The sequence below is a fragment of the Rhodococcus daqingensis genome (assembly GCF_042665615.1).
In the GTDB taxonomy this organism is placed as follows: domain Bacteria; phylum Actinomycetota; class Actinomycetes; order Mycobacteriales; family Mycobacteriaceae; genus Rhodococcus_G; species Rhodococcus_G daqingensis.
Genome location: NZ_JBHTCS010000001.1, coordinates 108215 through 127563 on the forward strand (window position 1 = coordinate 108215; position 19349 = coordinate 127563).

General features: G+C 68.8%; 17 protein-coding genes and 1 pseudogene. 11 read left to right on the top strand and 7 right to left on the bottom strand.

What is annotated here, in order from left to right:
- Positions 1-25: 25 nt before the first annotated feature.
- Positions 26-910, top strand: coding sequence for a universal stress protein (locus tag ACFQS9_RS00550; RefSeq protein WP_378400463.1), 885 nt, complete (start codon positions 26-28; stop codon positions 908-910).
- 24 nt (positions 911-934) lie between these two features.
- The gene (locus tag ACFQS9_RS00555; RefSeq protein ID WP_378400465.1) at positions 935-2503 is read left to right on the top strand and encodes an APC family permease; all 1569 of its coding nucleotides are present in this window, start codon (positions 935-937) and stop codon (positions 2501-2503) included.
- Here the strand turns inward: ACFQS9_RS00555 and ACFQS9_RS00560 are convergent.
- Positions 2478-3533, bottom strand: coding sequence for a LacI family DNA-binding transcriptional regulator (locus ACFQS9_RS00560; protein WP_378400467.1), 1056 nt, complete (start codon positions 3531-3533; stop codon positions 2478-2480). The two genes, ACFQS9_RS00555 and ACFQS9_RS00560, sit on opposite strands and share 26 nt — an antisense overlap.
- A 165-nt stretch (positions 3534-3698) precedes the next feature.
- On the opposite strand from ACFQS9_RS00560, the gene ACFQS9_RS00565 reads away from it, so the two are divergent.
- The 3 genes from ACFQS9_RS00565 to ACFQS9_RS00575 are packed head-to-tail and all read left to right on the top strand — an operon-like array spanning position 3699 to position 7890.
- On the top strand, positions 3699-5138 hold the full coding sequence (locus ACFQS9_RS00565) for a purine-cytosine permease family protein (RefSeq protein WP_378400469.1): 1440 nt from the start codon (positions 3699-3701) through the stop codon (positions 5136-5138).
- Positions 5135-6223 (top strand): C45 family autoproteolytic acyltransferase/hydolase, encoded by a 1089-nt coding sequence (locus ACFQS9_RS00570; RefSeq protein ID WP_378400472.1) that lies wholly within the window; start codon positions 5135-5137, stop codon positions 6221-6223. Before ACFQS9_RS00565 ends, ACFQS9_RS00570 begins: the two co-directional genes overlap by 4 nt.
- Positions 6224-6258: 35 nt before the next feature.
- The gene (locus tag ACFQS9_RS00575) at positions 6259-7890 is read left to right on the top strand and encodes an amidohydrolase (protein WP_378400475.1); all 1632 of its coding nucleotides are present in this window, start codon (positions 6259-6261) and stop codon (positions 7888-7890) included.
- On the opposite strand, the gene ACFQS9_RS00580 is transcribed toward ACFQS9_RS00575, so the two are convergent.
- The gene (locus tag ACFQS9_RS00580; RefSeq protein WP_378400477.1) at positions 7887-8510 is read right to left on the bottom strand and encodes a TetR/AcrR family transcriptional regulator C-terminal domain-containing protein; all 624 of its coding nucleotides are present in this window, start codon (positions 8508-8510) and stop codon (positions 7887-7889) included. The two genes, ACFQS9_RS00575 and ACFQS9_RS00580, sit on opposite strands and share 4 nt — an antisense overlap.
- Positions 8511-8630: 120 nt before the next feature.
- On the opposite strand from ACFQS9_RS00580, the gene ACFQS9_RS00585 reads away from it, so the two are divergent.
- The 3 genes from ACFQS9_RS00585 to ACFQS9_RS00595 all read left to right on the top strand — a co-directional run bounded on the left by ACFQS9_RS00585 (position 8631) and on the right by ACFQS9_RS00595 (position 12107).
- On the top strand, positions 8631-9614 hold the full coding sequence (locus tag ACFQS9_RS00585; RefSeq protein ID WP_378400479.1) for a nitrilase-related carbon-nitrogen hydrolase: 984 nt from the start codon (positions 8631-8633) through the stop codon (positions 9612-9614).
- Positions 9614-10636, top strand: a complete 1023-nt coding sequence (locus ACFQS9_RS00590; RefSeq protein WP_378400481.1) for an agmatine deiminase family protein — start codon at positions 9614-9616, stop codon at positions 10634-10636. Before ACFQS9_RS00585 ends, ACFQS9_RS00590 begins: the two co-directional genes overlap by 1 nt.
- A gap of 100 nt (positions 10637-10736) precedes the next feature.
- Positions 10737-12107: a flavin monoamine oxidase family protein gene (locus ACFQS9_RS00595; RefSeq protein WP_378400483.1), complete on the top strand. Its 1371-nt coding sequence runs from the start codon at positions 10737-10739 to the stop codon at positions 12105-12107.
- Between the two features lie 52 nt (positions 12108-12159).
- Here the strand turns inward: ACFQS9_RS00595 and ACFQS9_RS00600 are convergent, their stop codons facing one another.
- A complete protein-coding gene (locus tag ACFQS9_RS00600) occupies positions 12160-12726 on the bottom strand; it encodes a DUF6636 domain-containing protein (protein WP_378400485.1) in 567 nt (188 codons plus the stop codon).
- A 109-nt stretch (positions 12727-12835) separates the two neighbouring features.
- Positions 12836-13624 (bottom strand): SDR family oxidoreductase, encoded by a 789-nt coding sequence (locus ACFQS9_RS00605; RefSeq protein ID WP_378400487.1) that lies wholly within the window; start codon positions 13622-13624, stop codon positions 12836-12838.
- 47 nt (positions 13625-13671) lie between these two features.
- Between ACFQS9_RS00605 and ACFQS9_RS00610 the strand changes: the two genes are divergently transcribed.
- Positions 13672-14118, top strand: coding sequence for a hypothetical protein (locus ACFQS9_RS00610; RefSeq protein ID WP_378400489.1), 447 nt, complete (start codon positions 13672-13674; stop codon positions 14116-14118).
- A 22-nt stretch (positions 14119-14140) separates the two neighbouring features.
- Here the strand turns inward: ACFQS9_RS00610 and ACFQS9_RS00615 are convergent, their stop codons facing one another.
- Positions 14141-14845 carry a lysoplasmalogenase gene (locus tag ACFQS9_RS00615; RefSeq protein WP_378400491.1) on the bottom strand — a complete coding sequence of 235 codons (705 nt, stop codon included), beginning with the start codon at positions 14843-14845 and terminating at the stop codon, positions 14141-14143.
- Positions 14846-15148: 303 nt separating this feature from the next.
- Between ACFQS9_RS00615 and ACFQS9_RS00620 the strand changes: the two genes are divergently transcribed.
- Complete coding sequence (locus tag ACFQS9_RS00620; RefSeq protein ID WP_378400493.1) at positions 15149-15562, top strand: hypothetical protein; 414 nt, start codon at positions 15149-15151, stop codon at positions 15560-15562.
- 83 nt (positions 15563-15645) lie between these two features.
- On the opposite strand, the gene ACFQS9_RS00625 is transcribed toward ACFQS9_RS00620, so the two are convergent.
- The gene (locus ACFQS9_RS00625) at positions 15646-16992 is read right to left on the bottom strand and encodes a hypothetical protein (RefSeq protein ID WP_378400494.1); all 1347 of its coding nucleotides are present in this window, start codon (positions 16990-16992) and stop codon (positions 15646-15648) included.
- Positions 16993-17240: 248 nt separating this feature from the next.
- Positions 17241-17426, bottom strand: a pseudogene (locus tag ACFQS9_RS00630) (hypothetical protein); the annotation flags it as partial.
- Positions 17427-17494: 68 nt separating this feature from the next.
- On the opposite strand from ACFQS9_RS00630, the gene ACFQS9_RS00635 reads away from it, so the two are divergent.
- Positions 17495-19288: an HNH endonuclease signature motif containing protein gene (locus tag ACFQS9_RS00635; protein WP_378400496.1), complete on the top strand. Its 1794-nt coding sequence runs from the start codon at positions 17495-17497 to the stop codon at positions 19286-19288.
- Positions 19289-19349 lie beyond the last annotated feature (61 nt).

The following is a 19349-nucleotide window of genomic DNA, read 5'->3' on the forward strand; positions in this document are numbered from 1 at the left end:
AACCTGAGAGGACCGGAGGGTCACCATGCGACTTGTCGTCGGATACCTCGCCACCCCGAGCGGCGCGGACGGCGTCGCGCTCGGCATCCGCTTGGCGCGCAGCCTGAATGCACGCCTCGAACTGTGCATGGTGATCCCGCCGGACCGGACCCTGCCCGCGCGGGTACCCGCCGATCCCGGCTACGACGACGTGCTGGTCCACCAGGCCCATCAGTGGCTCGCGGAGGCACTCGCGACGGTGCCCGACGACGTGCAGGCGTCCGCCCACCTCAGCTTCCACGAGTCGTTCGCGCAGGGCCTGCTCGACGAGGTGAACCGGCTGCAGGCGCACGCCATCGTGGTCGGCGCCTCCCATGACGGCGTCCTGGGCCGGCATGCCATCGGCACGGTGACAAGCGATCTGCTGCACAGCGCTCACGTGCCGGTGGCCCTGGCGCCGCGCGGCACCCGCCACCACGACGTCCCGCGCGTGCGGGAGGTGACCTGTGCGGTCGGTACCCGTGCGGGCGCGGCGGTGCTGCTGCGCACCGCGGTCCGCAGCTGCCTGCGGATGCAGTCCCCGCTGCGCCTGGTGTCGCTGGTCTCGATCGAGCCACACCACCACCTCCGCGGAGACGGCCGGGCCGTTCGGGAGCGTGCCGTCACCCACGCCCAGGCCGTCCTCGACGAGGCCCGCGTACAACTGCAGGGCGACGGTCTGGCCATCACCGCGCAGGTCGCCGACGGCGACTCCGTCGAGTCCGCGGTGCGCACCCTCGAATGGCATGAGGGCGACATCGTGCTCGTCGGGTCCAGCCGGCTCGCCCAGCACCATCGACTATTCCTCGGATCCACCGCGGCAAAGATGCTGCGGGTGGTTCCCGTACCCATGGTGGTCGTTCCGAACTCGGACGGCCACCCCGATGACTGACGGTCCGACCCAGGGAGCCACACCATGACAACACAACTTCCGCCAGCCCCGCCCCGGACCGGCCTCGCCGCAAAGGGATTGGCCGCCAACAAGGTCGGAACACTCTCGGGCGCGATCCTCGGGATCTCGTCGGTGGCACCCGGGTACACCCTCACGGCGAGCATCGGGCTCATCGTCGCGGCGGTGGGGCTGAAGATGCCGGCGATCTTCATCGCAGGCTTCATCCCGATGTTCCTCACCGCGTACGCCTACCGGGAACTGAACTCCGAATCCCCCGACTGCGGCGCCTCGTTCACGTGGTCGACGAAGGCCTTCGGACCCTACGTCGGCTGGATGTGCGGCTGGGGGATGGTGATCGCGACGATCATCGTGCTCTCCAACCTCGCCGCCATCGCCGTGCAGTTCTTCTATCTGTTCATCGCCAGACTGTTCGACACACCCCAGATCGCCGACCTCGCGAGCAACAAGCTGGTCAACGTCGCCACGACACTGGTCTTCCTGGCGATTGCGACGTGGGTCTCGAGCCGCGGCATCACCACCAGCGAGCGCGTCCAGTTCGTCCTGGTCGGCTTCCAGATGACCGTGCTGCTCGTGTTCGCGGTCGTCGCGTTCATGCACGTCGCGGCAGGCGACGCGCCCGCGAACCTGCACTTCAGCATGGACTGGCTGAACCCCTTCACCGGGATCACCATCGCCGCGTTCGCCGTCGGTCTCACCGGGTCGATCTTCGCCTTCTGGGGCTGGGACACCTGCCTGACCCTGGGCGAGGAGAGCAAGAACCCCAAGAAAACGCCGGGGCGGGCCGGGCTGGTGTGCGTGCTCTCCGTCCTGGTGACGTACCTGCTGATCGCCGTCTCGTCGATGATGTACGCGGGTGTCGGCGAAACCGGTGTCGGACTGGGCAATCCCGATAACGCGGAGAACGTGTTCGGCGCGTTGGCTGAGCCGGTGCTCGGCCGGTGGGGCGGTCTGGTGCTCTTCCTCGCCGTGCTGGCTTCCTCGGCCGCGAGCCTGCAGACCACGTTCATCCCCGCGGCGCGCACCATGCTCGCGATGGGGGCGTACGGCGCCTTTCCCAAGAAGCTCGCCGAGGTCCATCCGCGCTTCCTGGTGCCCTCGTACGCCGCGGTGGTCGCCGGCGTGGTGACCGCGGTGTTCTACACGGTGACGACGCTCCTCTCGGAGCGGACCCTGCTCGACACCATCGCGGCGCTCGGCATCATGATCTGCTGGTACTACGGCATCACCGCGTTCGCCTGCGTCTGGTACTTCCGCCGCCAGCTGTTCACCAGCGCCCGCAACGTCGTCTTCAAATTCCTCTTCCCGCTGCTCGGCGGCATCATGCTGCTCATCGTCTTCGTGATCTCGGTACGCGAGAGCATGAACCCGGACAACGGCAGCGGCGCCGCCATCGGCGGTCTCGGTCTGGTGTTCTACATGGGCTTCGGACTGCTCGCGCTCGGCGCGGTCCTGATGCTGGTGATGCGCGCCCGGCAACCCGCCTTCTTCCGCGGCGAGGTGCTCACCCGATCCACGCCCGCGCTCACCGACGACCTTTCGGCCGAACTCACACGAGCGGCGAAGGTCGGCTGATCCGGCCCGGCCGCCGGGTGGAGTCCCGGACGATCAGGCGCCCGTGCATCTCGCCGGCCGGTACCGGCCGGTCGAGCTGGTCGAGACGATTGACCATCATCGTAACCGCAACGCGGGCAAGCAGTTCGGGACGCAGGTCGACCGAGGTGATCGATGGAGAGGCGGATCGCGTGTGTTCCGAGTCGGACCCGCCGACGATCAGCACGTCGCCGGGCACGGCGATCCCGCGTTCGCGGACCCGCTCCAGCAGCCCGGCCGCGTGCCGGCCGGTGAGGCAGTACACCGCGTCAGGTGGGTCGCCTCGGTCGAACAGTTCGTCCGCGGCCTCGCGTCCACCGGCCTGCCCGGCGGTTTCGGCCCTGCTGGCGACGAGGGCCACCTGACCTCGCTGCGCACACCACGCGCGATACGCGGCCTCGGCGTCCAGGTTCCACGAATTGCGGTCGGTACCGGTGACGAGAGCCACCCGAACAGCCCCGGCGTCCTCGAGGTGCCGAAGCACCTCGTCGGTCATGCGCCCGGTGTCGGTGTCCAGCCAGGTGTCGTAGTCGGCATTGTCCGGGTCCCTGCCGACGGACAGGAACGGCACACGCTGATCGAGCAGCAACTCGATGAGGGGATCGTTCGCGACCGGTTCGGTGATCAGAAAACCGTCGCAGGCCAGGGCGGCAGTCGGCGACGACTCCCGCGTCGGGTCCGACACCAGCATCAGCCCGTACCCGAATTCCATGGCGGCGAGCGCCGCCGAACCGGCGAACCGCAGGAAGTAGTCGACGCCCTCCGGCAGGAAGGAGTCGAGGGTGTCGAGCGGCCGGAGCACGAGGGCCAGCACTCCGAGGCGGTTGTTCCTCAGTCCCTGTGCGAGAACGTCCGGCCGGTAGCCCAGGGACTTGGCGGCGTCGCGGACGCGCTCGCGCGTCCCGGCCGCGACGACGCCCTTACCGCTGAACGAATGTGACACCGTCGTGGCCGACACGCCGGCCAGTCGTGCCACGTCGTGGATCGTCGGTCGCGATCGCCTGTCCGCCATGAACCCAGGCTATCAAGATCACTACCTGCACCAAATCGATTTGAAGTTTCACCCCCACAGGCCTTGTCCAAATCGATTTGGGCTCGTAGTGTGACGGCCATCACGCGTTGCTGTCGGCGGTTCGGCCGACGGCCGACCTCCCGCTTCCGACGATCCGGAGAACCCATGGCACCCACGACCGCAGACCCTCGGGCGACGGCCCCCGAGATCCCGCCGTCCGCCGACCGAGCCGGGCGGGTGGAAGCCCACGGCATCGACTACATCCCAGAGACCGAGCGGCACGGTCGTGCCAGGGAGCTGTTCGCCGTCTGGGCCGCGCCCAACGTCAGCTACCTGGCCCTGGTCGTGGGCGGCGCGTTGATCCTGATGGGCCTGAGCTTCTGGCAGGCCCTGGCGGTGATCGTGATCGGCAACCTGTTCTCGATCCTCACCGGGATCGTCGCCGCCAGCGGACCCGCGTCGGGCACGCCCAGCGAGGTGGTCACCCGGGCGATCTTCGGCATCCGGGGCAATCGGGTGAACATCCTCGTGACCAGCTGGTTCATCAGCATCTGCTACCTGGCACTGAACTGGGCCGCGGCCTCCTACACCGCCTTCCGCCTGGCCGAGCGGTTCGGGATCGAGGCCACCACACCCGTCAAGGTCGTGCTGATCCTCGCGGTCGCCGCGATCACGCTGGTCATCGGCGTGTACGGGCATGCCACCATCGTGCGGCTCTACCAGCCGCTCGCAGTGGTGCTGACACTGGTCTTCGTGGTGATGGCCGGCTACGTGCTCGGCAACGCCGACTGGGGGTACCGCCCCGAGCAGTCGCTGCACGGGATCGACCTGGTGGCGACCGTGGCCGCGGGGCTCGCGATCGTGGCCTCGGCGCCGCTCTCGTACACGAACAGCGCGGACTTCGCCCGCTACCTGCCGCGCACCACGTCGCCGGTCTCGGTCGGGGCCTGGACGGCGCTCGGCGCCTTCGTCCCCAGCGTGCTGTTCACCGGGCTCGGCGCGCTCGCCGGTACCGCCCTCGACATGGCCGATCCGCAGACCGCTCTCGAGGCGATCCTGCCGTCGTGGTTCACCCCGGTCTTCCTGATCGCCGTCATCGTCGGCACCATCGCGAACAATTCCATGACCGCCTACAGCTCCGGTCTCGCCCTGCAGGCGATCGGACTCCGGCTGCGCCGATCGCGCAGCGTCCTGCTGGACGGCTCGATCGGTATCGCGATGACGATGTACGCGCTGCTCGTCTCGAACTTCCTCGATACCGTCAGCAACATGATGCAGCTCGTCGTCACGGTGATGGGCCCCGTGATGGCGGTCTACGTCGCCGACGTGCTCTGGCGCCGCAACCGCTACGACGGCCTCGGGCTCAGCAACGAGACCGCCAGCAGCCCGTACTGGTACACCGGCGGAGTCAACTGGGCCGGCACGATCGCCGTGTTCACCGGAATCGCCGCCAGCCTGCTGTGTGTCGCCGCCGAGGTCTACACCGGCCCGATCGCGCGCGCCCTCGGCGGAGTGGATCTGTCGCTGCCGGTCGGCCTCCTCCTCTCCGCCGGTCTCTACCTCGGGCTGATGAGCCGGTACGCCGCCGCCGAGGCCTCCCGATGAGCGAGCACGCGATCATCCGGCTCGACGAGACGGACCCGCGGGCACGGGGCCGCGCGCGCGGCGAGCAGCTGCGCGCCGACCTGCCCGCCGCCACCGAGCTGTACCTGCGCCTGTTTCACGCCGTCGGCGTGAGCGAGGCGATCGTCCGCGCGGACGCCCAGCGGATCGCCGACGTCGTCGATGCCTGGGACGCCCGCCTCGTCGAGGAGATCGAGGGCATCGCCGCCGGCGCCGGCCTGGACACCTGGCAGGTGGCGGCGGTCAACGCGCGCACCGAGATCCTCGCCCAGGCACTCGGGACCCGCCCCGGTGAGTGCTCCACGATCGCCCACACGCCCGCGACGGGTGCCCCGTTCGGCATCCAGACCTGGGACTGGCACGAGGAGATGGACCCGTTCTGGCATCTCCAGGACGTGCACGGCACCCGGCACAGCCACGTCGGCCTCACCGAGCACGGCATCCTGGGCAAGATCGGCATGAACAGCGCCGGGCTCGGGGTGTTCTTCAACATTCTCGGTCACCGCGACGACGCGCCCACCGGAGTGCCGATGCACCTGCTGGCCGCCGCTGTCCTCGGCAACGCCGGCACCGTCGAGGAGGCGTTGGAGCTGCTGCGATCGGCGCCGATCGCCACCTCGAGCGCGCTGACGTTGCTCGACACCGACACCGCGGTGTGCGCCGAGCTGAGCCCGAAGGGCGTTGCGGCACTGGTGCCGCGGGGCGGATTCCTCCCGCACACCAACCACTTCCTCGACGAGCGCAACACCCCATTCGAGAAGCCGGGCCTCTACGACCCCGATTCGCAGGAGAGACTGCAACTCGTCGCCTCGCGGCTGGATCGGCATTCCGCACCGACCGAGGCCGACCACCTGATCGAGTTCCTGTACTCCGATCCGGGGCAGCCCCCACTGTGCTGTGCCCCCGAACCGGGCGCACCCTTCGGTCGGCGCTGGGCGACGCTGGCGACGGTCCTGCTGGAGCCCGCGCACCGGCGCGCCCGCGTCCTCGCCGGCACGCCACTGGACGCCCGCCGCGGACCCTGGACGACGCTCGTCGCCGAGCGGGCGCCCGTCACGGTTCGCTGACCTCGGCCGATTTCGACTGCTATGAAAGGGGAAACGTGAACGCCACACCTGCCCTCGACAACGAGGTCGTCCACTACCGCGGGGGGCGGATCTTCACCGCCGCGCAACCGCAGTGGGCCCAATCGCTGGTCACCCGGGGAGGCCGGTTGGCCTACGTCGGCGACACCGCCACCGCCGACGCCACGGGCGGCATCACCCGCACGGTCGAGCTGGACGGCGCCCTCGTGCTCCCCGGCTTCGTCGACGCGCACACGCACCTGGTGTCGATGGGCATGTCCCTGCAACAGGTGGACCTCTTCGACGCCGTCGACCTGGCCGACCTGCAGGACCGGATCGGCGCGGCCGCGCAGGCCGACCCGACGGCACCGCGCATCCTCGGCCGGAGCTGGCTGTTCGCCCCGCTGGCCGGACGGAGCCCGGACCGGCACATGCTGGACGAGGTGGTGCCCGACCGGCCCGTGTACCTCACCTCCAACGACGTGCACTCGGCCTGGGTCAATACCGCGGCGCTGCGCGAGCTGGGCATCGACGCCCACACACCGGACCCGATCGGCGGCCGGATCGAACGCGATCCCGAATCCGGCGAGGCCACCGGAATGCTCTACGAGAACGCGGCATTGGGCCTGATGCGGTCGTTCCTCGAACAGACGGTGACCGACCGGCAGCGCGACCGCGCGCTCGCCGCGACGTTCGAGCACTACCTGGCCGCGGGCGTCACCGGCGCGGTCGACATGGGCCTCGGCGAGGAGGAGCTGGCCACCCTCGAGCGGGCGCTCGACGCCCGGGGCGGCACGCTGCCGTTGCGGGTGGCCGGACACTGGGTGGTCGACCGGACCTCGTCGCCGGCCGACGACCTCGCGCAGGTGCACACGGCCGCGGAACTGAGCCTCCGGTTGCAGGGTCCGTGGTTGCGCGTCACCGGCATCAAGATCTTCGTCGACGGCGTCATCGACAGCTGTACCGCCGCGATGAAGGAACCGTTCGCCGACGGCAGTCACCCGGATCCGATCTGGGACCTGCAATCGCTCGCGCCGGTCGTCGCGGCCGCCGACGCCGCCGGACTACAGGTGGCGATGCACGCGATCGGTGACGAGGCCTCCGACATCGCGCTGTCCGCGCTCGAGCACGCGATCGAGGTCAATGGGGTGCTCGACCGCCGCCATCGCATCGAACACCTGGAAACGGTGACCGAGGCCAACGTGCGGCGGCTGGCCCGACTGGGCGTCGTCGCCTCGATGCAGCCGGTGCACGCGGACCCGGCCATCCAAGACAACTGGCGGGCCATGCTCGGCGACCACCGCGTCGAGCGCGGCTATCCCTGGCCCGAGATCACCAGTGCCGGTGCGACTCTCGCGTTCGGCTCGGACGCACCGACCGCGCCGTACCCGCCCCTGCCCAACATGTACATCGCGACCACCCGCAGGTCGGCAACCGCCCCCGACCTCGAACCGAACCTCCCGGACTACGCGTTGCCACTCGCGGACGCGCTCGCGCACGCCACCCGCGATGCCGCCTACTCGTGCCGATGGGAGGGGCTGACGGGACAACTCGTCACCGGCAAGGCGGCCGACTTCGTCGTTCTCGACGAAGATCCGTTCACCGCCGGCAACGACTCCCTGCTGAGAGCGCAGGTGCGCACGACGGTCGTCGGCGGATGTGAACGCTAGGCGCTACCCGACGACGCCTCGGCACGCAGCCCGGCGATGAGCACGCGCAGGCCGAACTCGAAGGCGTCGTCGGCACGATTCGGCGCGCCGCCCGCCGCCGCGAGCGCCGCCCGCATCGGCTCGTTCGCGCGCGGGGTGCTCGCCCACACCTCTCGGGGCGCAGCCAGATCCAGCGCCGAACCGAGCACGAAACTGTCGAGCGCGGTGATGGCGTGTAGCACCTCGGCCGGGGAGAATCCGCCCGCGGTGAAGGCCGTCGCCAGCGCGTTGTACATCCCGAAGGCGACGTCGGTCTGCACCGTGTGCGCGGTGAGCAGCGGGATCAGACGGGGGTGCTTCGAGTAGCTGAGCCGGTACTCCCGAGCCAGCGACGCCACGGTGTCGATCCAGCCGTTGGGGGCAGCGCCGTGCTCGTCGAGACGGATCGATGCCATCGCCTGGGCCCGCATCAACTCGATGATCTCGGCGCGGCCCGAGACGTGGTTGTACAGCGACGAGGGCCGCACATTCAGGCGCTCGGCCAGCCCCGGCATCGTGAAATCGCCTGCGGCATCGACCATCTTCAGCGCCGCATCGACGATGATCTGCGCCGACAGCAGGCGCCGCGGCGGGCGCGGCATCCGTCCTCCTTCTCCGGCCGCGTGTGGCCGATTGCACCGTCCCCCTTGTCACCGGGGCAGGAAACCACCATACTTAACGAATCCCATTCGTTTTAACCCCGGATCACACCCAGGACACCGATGTTGACCATCACCGCACTCACACCCCCGAACTCCCCCGCCCGCGTGCAGGAGCCCTCCCGCCCGCCCTTGCGCGTGGCCCTCGTCCAGCACCGCTGGAATGAGGACGAAGACGCGCTGCGCGCCGAACTGCAGGGCGGCATCGCCGAGGCCGCCCGCCACGGCGCGCGGGTGGTGTTCCTGCCCGAGCTGACGCTGAGCCGCTATCCGGCCTTCACCCCGGGCGGCGACAGCCCGGGTGATCACGCCGAGGACCTGCTCACCGGGCCGACCTTCGCCTTTGCCGCGCAGGCGGCCGCCGAGCACGGCGTGCTGGTGCACGCCTCGCTCTACGAGCGCAGTAGCGAGGAGAACGGCACCCGCTACACCGACGGACTGGGCTTCAACACGGCGATCCTCGTCGCGCCGAGCGGCGAACTCGTCGCCCGCACCCGCAAGCTGCACATCCCGGTGACCGCCGGATACTACGAGGACACCTACTTCCGCGGCGGCCCGGCGACCGACGAGGCGTACGCCGTCCACGCCCCCGAACAGCTCGACGGCACCCGCATCGGCATGCCGACCTGCTGGGACGAGTGGTTCCCCGAGGTCGCGCGGATGTACTCGCTGCGCGGCGCGGAAATCATCGTCTACCCCACCGCCATCGGCTCAGAACCTGATCACCCGGACTTCGACACCCAGCCGTTGTGGCAGCAGGTGATCGTCGGCAACGGCATCGCCAACGGCACCTTCATGGTGGCCCCCAACCGATACGGCGACGAGGGCCTGATCACCTTCTACGGCTCCTCGTTCATCTCCGACCCGTACGGCCGGATCCTGGTACAGGCACCCCGCGACGAGTCGGCGGTCCTGGTGGCCGACCTGGACCTCGACCAGCGCGGCGACTGGCTGACCCTGTTCCCGTTCCTCGCCACCCGGCGCCCGGACACCTACGGCCGCCTCACCGCGCCGGTCGAGACCGCCCACCCGCTGGGGAGGTCGTGATGGGCTGGCGGATGCCCGCGGAGCGGGAGCCACACGCGCGCACCTGGATGGCGTACCCGAGCGAGGGCTACTCGCTCGGCGATACCGCCGAGGAACACCACGAGGCACGGTCGGCCTGGGCCGCGGTCGCGAACGCGGTCGCCGAGTTCGAGCCGGTCACGGTGGTCGTCGACCCGGCCGAGGTGGCCGCGGCCACGCGGTACCTGAGCGGGGCCGTCGAGATCGTCGAGGCACCACTGAACGACGCCTGGATGCGCGACATCGGTCCGACCTTCGTCGTCTCGGACGACGGCCGCGTCGGCGGGGTGAACTGGGTCTTCAACGGCTGGGGCGGCCAGGACTGGGCCCGCTGGGACCGGGACTCGAAGATCGGCGCGTTCGTCGCGGACCGGGCAGGCGTGGAGCTGATCGACTCACCGCTGGTGAACGAGGGCGGCGGCATCCAGGTCGACGGCGAGGGGACCGTGCTGGTCACCGAGACCGTGCAGCTGGACCCCGGCCGCAACCCCGGCCTGACCAAGGCCGACGTCGAGGCGGAACTCGCCCGCACCATCGGCGCCACCACGGTGATCTGGCTGCCGCGCGGGCTCACCCGCGACCACGAGCGTTACGGCACCCGGGGTCACGTCGACATCGTCGCCGCGATCGCGTCACCCGGCGTCCTGCTGGTGCACGACCAGCGCTCGCCGCAGCACCCCGACCATGCGGTCAGCCGCGAGATCGTCGAGCTTCTCGGCCGGACCAGCGACGCGGCCGGTCGGCCGTGGCAGATCGTTCCCGTGCCTGCGCCCCGGACACTCACGGACTCAGAGGGTTTCGTCGACTACAGCTATCTCAACCACTACGTGGTCAACGGCGCCGTCATCGCGTGCGCGTTCGGCGACGAGAACGACGCCGAGGCGGCGGCGGTCCTGGCCGACGCGTACCCCGGCCGACAGGTGATCAGCATCGACGCCCGCCCGATCTTCGAGCGCGGCGGCGGCATCCACTGCATCACCCAGAACCAGCCCAGCGCGCCATAGTGGCGCGCGCGCGGACGCCAGATTCGACGCATCGGCACCAGCAAGATGTGTGCCGTGGGCCACAGAATCGAACCAATCACCCTGCGACGAAGGAGTTCTCTTGCCCGCAATCACCCGTGATGTCGTGATCGTCGGCGCCGGGCCGTCCGGCCTCACCGCCGCCACCGAACTGACGAAGGCCGGGCTCACCGTTGCGGTTCTCGAGGCCAGGGACCGCGTCGGCGGGCGGACGTGGACCGACACCGTCGACGGCGCGATGCTCGAGATCGGCGGGCAGTGGGTCTCCCCCGACCAGTCGGCCCTCTACGCCACCCTGGAGACGTTGGGGCTCAAGACCTTCGACCGTTACCGCGACGGCGAGTCGGTCTACATCGCCCCGAACGGCGAGCGCACCGTGTACTCGGGTGACAGCTTTCCGGTCAGCGACCACACCCGCGCCGAGATGGACCGGCTCGTCGCGATCCTGGACGAGCTCGCCGCCGAGATCGGCGCCGAGGAGCCGTGGGCGCACCCGCGCGCCCGGGAACTGGACACCGTCTCGTTCCGGCAGTGGCTGGCCGGCCTCAGCGACGACCAGGAGGCGCGCGACAACATCAGCCTGTTCGTCGCGGGCGGCATGCTGACCAAGCCGGCGCACGCGTTCTCGGCGCTGCAGGCGGTGCTGATGGCTGCGTCCGCCGGTTCGTTCAGCAACCTCGTGAACGAGGACTTCATCCTCGACCGGCGGGTGATCGGCGGCATGCAGCAGGTCTCGCTCGGCCTGGCGGAGACATTGGGCGACGACGTCCACCTGAACTCGCCGGTCCGCACGATCAGGTGGGGCGCCGACGGGGTCACCGTCCTCGCCGACGGCGACCTGCAGGTCGAGGCCCGCCGCGTCGTGCTGGCGGTGCCGCCGAACCTCTACCCGCGGGTCTCGTTCGACCCGCCGCTGCCGCGCAGGCAGCACCAGATGCACCAGCACCAGTCCCTCGGCCTCGTCATCAAGGTCCACGCGGTCTACGAGACGCCGTTCTGGCGCACGGAGGGGCTGTCCGGCACCGGGTTCAGCGCCGGGGAGGTGGTGCAGGAGGTCTACGACAACACCAACTACGGCGACAGCCGCGGCACCCTCGTCGCCTTCGTCTCGGACGAGAAGGCCGACGCCATGTTCGAGCTGCCGGCGGACGAGCGCCGGGCGCGGATCCTGGAGTCCATCGCACGCTTCCTCGGACCCGAGGCCGCCGAGCCGGTGGTCTACTACGAATCCGACTGGGGCTCCGAGGAATGGACCCGCGGCGCCTACGCCGCCAGCTTCGATCTCGGCGGCCTGCACCGGTACGGGCGCGACCAGCGCGCCCCCGTCGGGCCGATCCACTTCTCCTGCTCGGACATCGCCGGCGCCGGATACCAGCACGTGGACGGTGCCATCCGGATGGGCAGGCGGACCGCAGGGGACATCGTCGACGCGTTGGGCGTCGCCGCGCACTGAGCGCGACCGAACTCGACGGAGCCGGGGAGGGACACCTCCCCGGCTCCGTCGCTCAGAACGTGTCGTTGGAGTCGGTCGCGATCCGGAACCCGTGGCCGGTGTCGTCCTTCACACAGGTCACGCCCTTCGCCTCGGACTTGCAGGTGAACCCGAACGCGCTCACCTTGTCCCCGATCGGGAGCACGGCCTCCGCCGCCGAGACGCCGGAGGTGTAGACCGGCCCGCCGGAGCACAGGAACTCCCCGGGGCCGTTGCCCGTCACCCGGATCCCGTTGCCCCAGTTCACCATGCAGTTGTCCGGCCGGGCCGGGATCGGGGTGGTGGCGCCCTGACAGCCGGCCTCGGTCCGGGTCGGCAGCGAGATGATGCCGCACTCGAAGCCGCCCGTCGGCGAGCTGAAGTAGACCGCCTCGTTGCGCGCGTACTCGGCGGCGGTGGTCGAGGGAGGCGCCGTGGTGGTCGTCGTCGGGGGGACGGTGGTGGTCGTGGTCGGCGCGAGGGTGGTGGTGACCGGCGTCGACGTCGTGGTCGCGGGAGCGGCGGTGCTGGTCAGCGGGGTCTCGTCGGCCCCAGACGTACCGCAGGCGGCCGCACCGAACACCACTCCGACTCCGAACACCGCTGCCACAATCCGACCTGAACGCACACGCACACCCTTCCTCGACGGTCGCCACAGAACTCTAGTGGCCGACCGAGGAGGACCGCCGAACGGGATTTGAGTGCCCGCTCTAGCTGTGACTGATCCGCCGGTTGACCTCCCTGCTCAACCAGGCGGGCGAGAACCGGGCCGCCAGCATCATCAGCCCGGCCTGCCTGCCCACCGGATAGTGCACCTTCGCCAGCATCCGGTGCGAACGTCGGGTGGCCTTGACGACGACCTTCGCCACGTCCGACGCCGTCAGCTTGATGCCGAGGGAGTCGACCGCGCGCATGTCCATGTCCCCCGTCATCGCGGTGTTCACGAACAGTGGCCAGACCGCGAGCACCCGAATCCGGTGCCGCCGCCATTCCAGTTCCAGAGCCTCGGTCAACCCTCGGATCGCGAACTTGGTGGCGCTGTAGGTGGCGAGCTCGGGCTGGCCGTAGATCGCCGAGGCAGAACAGAGGTTCACCACCTGCGAACCGGGTGTCGCCTGCAGGTAAGGGAAGGCGGCCCGGCAGCCCAGCACGACGCCGCCGACGTTGATGTCGACCATCCGCTGGTGCTCGGCGAGGGAGATGTCCTCGAACGGGCCCGACGAGAGCACACCCGCGTTGTTCACCAGGATGTCGAGACGATGCGTGGCCACCTCGGCGAACTCGCCGAGCCGCGCGTCCCACTGCTCGGCGTCGGTGACGTCGAGCAGGCCCGTCGAGACCTCGCCGCCTGCCGCGCGGATCTCCTGCGCGAGATCCGCGAGTCCGGGCTCGTCGATGTCGAAGGCCCCGACGAGATATCCGGCCCGCGCGAACTCCAGCGCGGTCGCCCTGCCGATCCCGGCCGCCGCCCCGGTGATGACCACTGCCTTCTTCGCCATGTCGGCCAGGGTAGGCGCTGGGCCTACCCTGGTGGGTGGAGGATTCGATGTTTCACGAGCGCATCGTCCGCACGGTGCTGACCATCACCGTCGGCTACCTGATCGTCCTGGCGATCTGGTTGGGGTGGCTGGTCCAGCACACGCCGCCGGCCACGATCCCCTACCAGATCGGCGGGCTGCTGGCCGCGTTCGGTTCGGCGCTCGGGCTCGGGATGATCTGGGCGGACCGGCCGACCCGGGCGGACCGGAAGCTGGAGAAGCGTGGCCTCGAGGGCTGGGCCCGGATCGAGAGCGCGCAGCGGCTCGCCGAAACCGCCGACCACGGGCAACTGACCGAGCTGCGGCTCGCGCTGACGGTCCCGGGCGAGGAGTCCTACTCGGGCCGGGTGGTCTACGAGGTCCCCGAGTCCATGCGCGAGCGCTTCGAACCCGGCAAGACGGTGCCGATCCGGGTCGATCCCCACAACCGCGACCGGATCGTGCTCTGCCCCTGATCGGGGTTCAGCGGCCCGCGTCCTACCTGGTGCGGTTCTTCCTGCCGAGCGCGAGCATGCCTTCGACCAGGAGGAACTGCGCGGCCGCGTAGCTCGCGAGGATCACGCCCTCGGCGGCCCGACGGCCCGACTCCTTGCGGATGAACAGCCGCCGCACCACGATCAGGCCGTCCGAGCCGGTGAACAGCAGCCCACCCAGCCCGAGCCAGCTCCGCCGGTCCGCGTTCGGCAGTGCCAGACCCGCGGTGGTCGTGGCGCCGGGGGCCAGCGCCGGGTCGGCCGAGAGCGTGGACGTCGTGGCCAGTGCGGCACCGTACGCGGTGAGCGGGGTGGAGACCGTACGTGCCTTCGCCCGCAGCAGCCCGGCCGCGCCGAGCCAGCCCAGCTTCCGCGGGATCACGGCGGGCGCGGTGGGGCGCGCACCGCGCCGTAGCAGCAGCGTCGTGTAGGCGGCCTGCATGACGGCGAACGACGAGGCGCCGCGCACCAGCCTGGCATCGTTGTCGGGGTCGATCATGAAGACGTCGCCGACGGTGGCGGCGGCGAGACCGGTGACGAGCAGGGCGGTGTCGGCGGCGTCCGTCTCGGAGCGCTCGCGCAGCACCCGGGCCGCGAGGGCGGGCGCGATCAGCGGCTTGGCGACCTGCTGCAGCCTCTCGTTTCCGACGACCGCACCGAGCACCGTGGCTCCGGTCGCGCCGAGGAACACCGCATGCTCGAGCCGCATCTCTACCTCTTTCGGTGACGGTTGACGTGTGTGACCCGAGCGTATCGGGTGATCTGAATGCCGGTCGCGAGACGATGATCCGGCTCTGGACCGAGGACGCAGCGTGCGGGGTGGTGTTCTCCACCGCTCGTCGTGGCATCCACCACGTCTGGACGTCGATCCCATTCGTAGACGAGCATTTCATGGTGGTGCCGGAGCCGTTCGCATCACATCGTCCCGGTCCGATGGAACCGATGGTCTCGGACCATCCCGTGGGCGGTATCCAATGTCAACTTCGATCGTCGGACCGTTTCGGTCTGGGGCGTGGAAACGTTGACGGAGGATATCGAGTATCTCGCGCAACGGTTCTGGTCGGGGTTCACGCTCGAGCGGTGGTATGGCCGGCTCGAGGAGCACAACGCCGTGCTGGGCGCCGTGCTCATCGTCCGGAAGTTCGACTGTGCGGGGTTCGCGCGAATGGTCGAGCGCATCGCGACCGGGAATCTGCCGGAGAACCGGACCAATCCGGGCGAGGCCATCGTGTCCTGGTTGACCCGGAACGGGGTGCCCGTTGCGTTGTCACCGGCGACCGCCGCGCATCGACCGGTGGCGCCCGAAGAGGGCGGCGAGGCCACCCTGGCCGCGTTCGTCGACCTGTTCGACGCCGTCCTGTTGGACACTGTGGGTGTGCCGCCACCGGTGCGCGTGATCCTGCCCGACGGGAGTTTGAGCAGGTGAAGCCTCCCGTCGGGCAGCATGTGCAGGGAGCCGGTCGGGTGGGGTTGTCGGCGTCCGCCGCATGGGAGTGGATGGCCAACGTGTTATCCAGATCGGCGGTGGCTCTCGGCGAACTGCAGAATGCGCGGCGCAAGACGATGGAACGGCGGAATACCGATGCGGCGTGTGAAACCGGGACCGGTTTGTAGACAGTACATGCCCTGCCGACCGTCGAACCGGCCAATGAGTTCCCTGATCGTAGCGGCGTCCTCGGTGACATTCGGATACATGATCTCGTCCAGCGTGTCCTGAAGCTCGCCGAGCTCGGGTTGCACCGCTTTGATCATGTCCAGGACGCTCGGATCAGATGCCATTGCCTCCAGCTGGCCACGGTTGAGCCACTTCTTCCGCGACGCTTTGGTGAACTCCAGTATGTACTCGCGGTCCATGTCGACGTTCACCGTAGGCTCTCCGTCCATCCGTGCGGTGAACTGGTACTTGAATGCATTGATATCGCCGTGCAGCAGGGCGTCGCGCAGTTCGCCCAGCCAGCGATACTCGAACGAGTCGTGCCTGAGGTTGTTGAAGAGCGCCTGGACTGCTTGCACTTCTGGCGTGTTGCGACCGAAGGTGCTTCTTGCGGCACGGACGGTTTGATCCTCGTGAATCTGCAGCGCAGTGGTGAACGAGATCAGCGCCGAGCGAAGTTTGCGCCTACGCTCATCCATCGCGTCCTCATCGGTGATTGAGATGCGGTGGTCCCGTAGGTCCTGGAGGATGCCGATCAGCACGTCACACAGCACATCGTGCTCGTCCGAGATGTGGCGGAACAGCTCGCTGTCGGTCATCTGCCGAAGCCGTTCGTACGCATCCAGATAGCGGCGGTGCTCTTCGTCTGTGAACGAACATACCTTGGTGAAGATGACCTTCGCGTCAAGGTTCGGGTCGTGATAGCCCAGGACAGCGCCGTAGCGGTCTGCCTCAGCCTCGGCATCCTGCTTGTCGAGGTTGGCATTCCGCTTCTTGAGCACTACTTCCATCTCCTTGATGTCCGCCCCCACGGCCGAGGTCCGCTGTTTGATCTGGTCTAGCGACGGCATCCCCTCGGACGACCACCGGTGACAAGCGTCCACGATGGCATTCAGCGCGTCTTCGGCCAGCCGCTGGGCACCATCGCGCGTCAGTCGATCCCGGACATCAGGTGTGTCCTGCCAATCGATCGTCACCGTGGTCATAACTTTCATCAGAGCGTTCAAGGGCTCCAAGGCAATCAGGATTACTGGACTGGTCCTCGGAGGCAGTTCTGCCAGAGCGAGGTGTTGCCATGCCTCGAATGCGTGCTCGCAGAAGCTGATGGCCGTATCGCCGTCGATGTCATCCAATGCCGAAGCGAACGCTTCCAGCCGACTTGTCCAGTCGTGTGCGCGTTCGGAATCTTCCCGTCCTGTCATTGTTCTTAGCTTTCTGACGTGCTCTCACATGCCGTGTGGCTTCCGTCGGATGGGAAGCCGACCAGGATCGCACAATCGCGACTGAACCGCGCGAATCGATGCGGGTGTGTCGCCAACCACGACGGGACTCCGTGCGGTACTGGCTCGTCTCCGCGGTGCCAGCGATCATGTAATTCCCCCCAAGGGGTGCGTCGCTCGGGATGCTGTCAGAGCTCCGGTCGCATAGGCATACGCCAGATCCCAAGAACCAGCTCCGCGTACGAGATGAAGCCGCGGTCGGCGCCGCGGCGGCCCTTCGATCCCTTCGACAGCAGCAGGTGTTCGAGCACCCGCTGCGTCGCCTCGTTGGCCAGGCCCACCTCGTCGATCAGCGCGGTCGACTCCGGCTTGAACAAGTCGGCGCGCAGCGGCTGGAACTCCAGGCCCGGTGCCGGATATCGTCCGCGACGTCAGACCTCGACGACATCCAAGACTGTCGGCCCACTCCGATATACTCGTACACATGTTCGATAGCGGGTCGGCATCGGGGCTGCTCGACGGCGTGCCGGATTGTGAACAACCGGCCACGCTGCGACAACACCACGCCCGCATCGCCCGCGAACAGTTTCACGAGATCCAGGCCGTCGCCACCCTCTATCTCGCCCGCTGCGAGGAAGACGCCCGACGCGGCAAGAACGAGGCCCACCAGGGCGAATTCGCACACGTTGAGATTGCCGCGATCTTGCATATCACCGAACGCGCCGCCACCGCGATGATCGACCTCGGCTGCGACCTGCGCTGGCGCCTGCACCGGGTGTCGGCCGCGCTCGAGGCAGGAGAGCTCGACCTCGCCCAAACCCGGGCGATCGCCGACGCGTTGGCGAACGTCTCCGACGACAAACTCGACGACATCGAGAAGCGCCTGCTCGACGGCGCGGGACGGCACTCCTCCACCAAGCTCAAGCAACGCGCCCGCCGCCTGATCGCCCGCCTGGATCCCGACGGGGTCCGCCGTCGCCGCGAACGCGCCGAAGAGGACCGCGACGTCCGCACCCACGCCGCCGACGACGGCATGTCAACCCTCGACGGACTCTTGCCCAGCACTGGCGCGCAACGACTCTCCATGCGACTACGCGAAATGTCGCTACAGGTATGCGCCGACGACCCCCGCACCCATGCCCAACGCCGGGCCGACGCCCTGATCGCCCTCGTCGACGGCGCCAACCACCTGCCCTGCCAATGCGGACACGAGCACTGCCCCGCGATGAACGGAAAGCCCCGCGCCGCCGACGACACCAGCACAGGCCACTCCGACACTGCCGAAGACCACACGACCGCCAAGGCACCTCAACCCAAAGCGACTATCCTGGTAGGTGTCTCGGTCACCACCCTGCTCGGCCTCGACGACCTCCCCGGCTACCTCCACGGCTACGGCGCCATCGATGCAGACCTCGCCCGTGACCTCGCCGCCGACGGCACGTGGAAGCAGGTCCTGACACTGTCCGACAAGGACCGGCAACGTCTCATCGACACCCTCATCGACGAGCTCCGCACCGGCTCACCCGAACTGTTCACCAGCACAACAGAAACCGGGACCGGCGAACCATGGGTCTCGGGTCGCCGCATCGACATCCACCCCCATGGACCTATCCTCGGCGTCGGCAAAGCCCTCAAGGCCGCGGGTATCGCCCCGTCCGCCATCCTGGGCCGCACCAAGACCTCCCGCGAAGCCCTCACCTACCAACCCAGCAAACGCCTCGCCGAGATCATCCGAACTCGAGACGGCACCTGCCGCTTCCCCAACTGCACTGCGCGAGCCCAGGATTGCGACATCGACCACACGATCCCGTTCAACCACGCCGACCCCGCACTCGGCGGGCTGACCATCGAACAGAACCTGGCCTGCCTGTGCCGAAAACACCATCGCCTCAAGACCGAGGGCTACTGGACCGTCAAGCAAATCGGCGCCGGCCGGCTGGAATGGACCGACCCCCACGGCACCCGCACCATCACCGAACCCGCCGGACCCTTCACCGACCCCGGCGGATCCTTCACCGATCCCAACGACCTTGACACCCAAAGCAACCCGCGGTGCGGCGGGATTGAGAGTGATGCCCCCAACTCGCCTGCCACCGATCCCGACCCCGCCAACGAAGGCGCCCTCCGCAACATCGCGGACCGCAACCGTGGGTGCGGGGCTGAGGACGACCTTGCCTACCTCCTCGACACACTGTCACCCGACTGGAGACGCCTCAAACCCCGCGAACCCGCCCGACCGATTCTCGCCATCGACCTGGACCAAGCACCGCCCTTCTGAGCGAGGTGCACGACCCGCGGTCTACCGACGTAGTCGCGGACATGCCTCGGGCAGCCCGCAC

Coding starts and splice junctions, on each gene's coding strand:
- ACFQS9_RS00550 (WP_378400463.1), top strand. CDS start 26: ATGCGACTTGTCGTCGGATACCTCGCCACCCCGAGCGGCGCGGACGGC.
- ACFQS9_RS00610 (WP_378400489.1), top strand. CDS start 13,672: ATGTTTCACGAGCGCATCGTCCGCACGGTGCTGACCATCACCGTCGGC.
- ACFQS9_RS00605 (WP_378400487.1), bottom strand. CDS start 13,624: ATGGCGAAGAAGGCAGTGGTCATCACCGGGGCGGCGGCCGGGATCGGC.
- ACFQS9_RS00580 (WP_378400477.1), bottom strand. CDS start 8,510: ATGCCGCGCCCGCCGCGGCGCCTGCTGTCGGCGCAGATCATCGTCGAT.
- ACFQS9_RS00625 (WP_378400494.1), bottom strand. CDS start 16,992: ATGACAGGACGGGAAGATTCCGAACGCGCACACGACTGGACAAGTCGG.
- ACFQS9_RS00590 (WP_378400481.1), top strand. CDS start 9,614: ATGGGCTGGCGGATGCCCGCGGAGCGGGAGCCACACGCGCGCACCTGG.
- ACFQS9_RS00560 (WP_378400467.1), bottom strand. CDS start 3,533: ATGGCGGACAGGCGATCGCGACCGACGATCCACGACGTGGCACGACTG.
- ACFQS9_RS00585 (WP_378400479.1), top strand. CDS start 8,631: ATGTTGACCATCACCGCACTCACACCCCCGAACTCCCCCGCCCGCGTG.
- ACFQS9_RS00565 (WP_378400469.1), top strand. CDS start 3,699: ATGGCACCCACGACCGCAGACCCTCGGGCGACGGCCCCCGAGATCCCG.
- ACFQS9_RS00555 (WP_378400465.1), top strand. CDS start 935: ATGACAACACAACTTCCGCCAGCCCCGCCCCGGACCGGCCTCGCCGCA.
- ACFQS9_RS00635 (WP_378400496.1), top strand. CDS start 17,495: ATGTTCGATAGCGGGTCGGCATCGGGGCTGCTCGACGGCGTGCCGGAT.
- ACFQS9_RS00615 (WP_378400491.1), bottom strand. CDS start 14,845: ATGCGGCTCGAGCATGCGGTGTTCCTCGGCGCGACCGGAGCCACGGTG.
- ACFQS9_RS00570 (WP_378400472.1), top strand. CDS start 5,135: ATGAGCGAGCACGCGATCATCCGGCTCGACGAGACGGACCCGCGGGCA.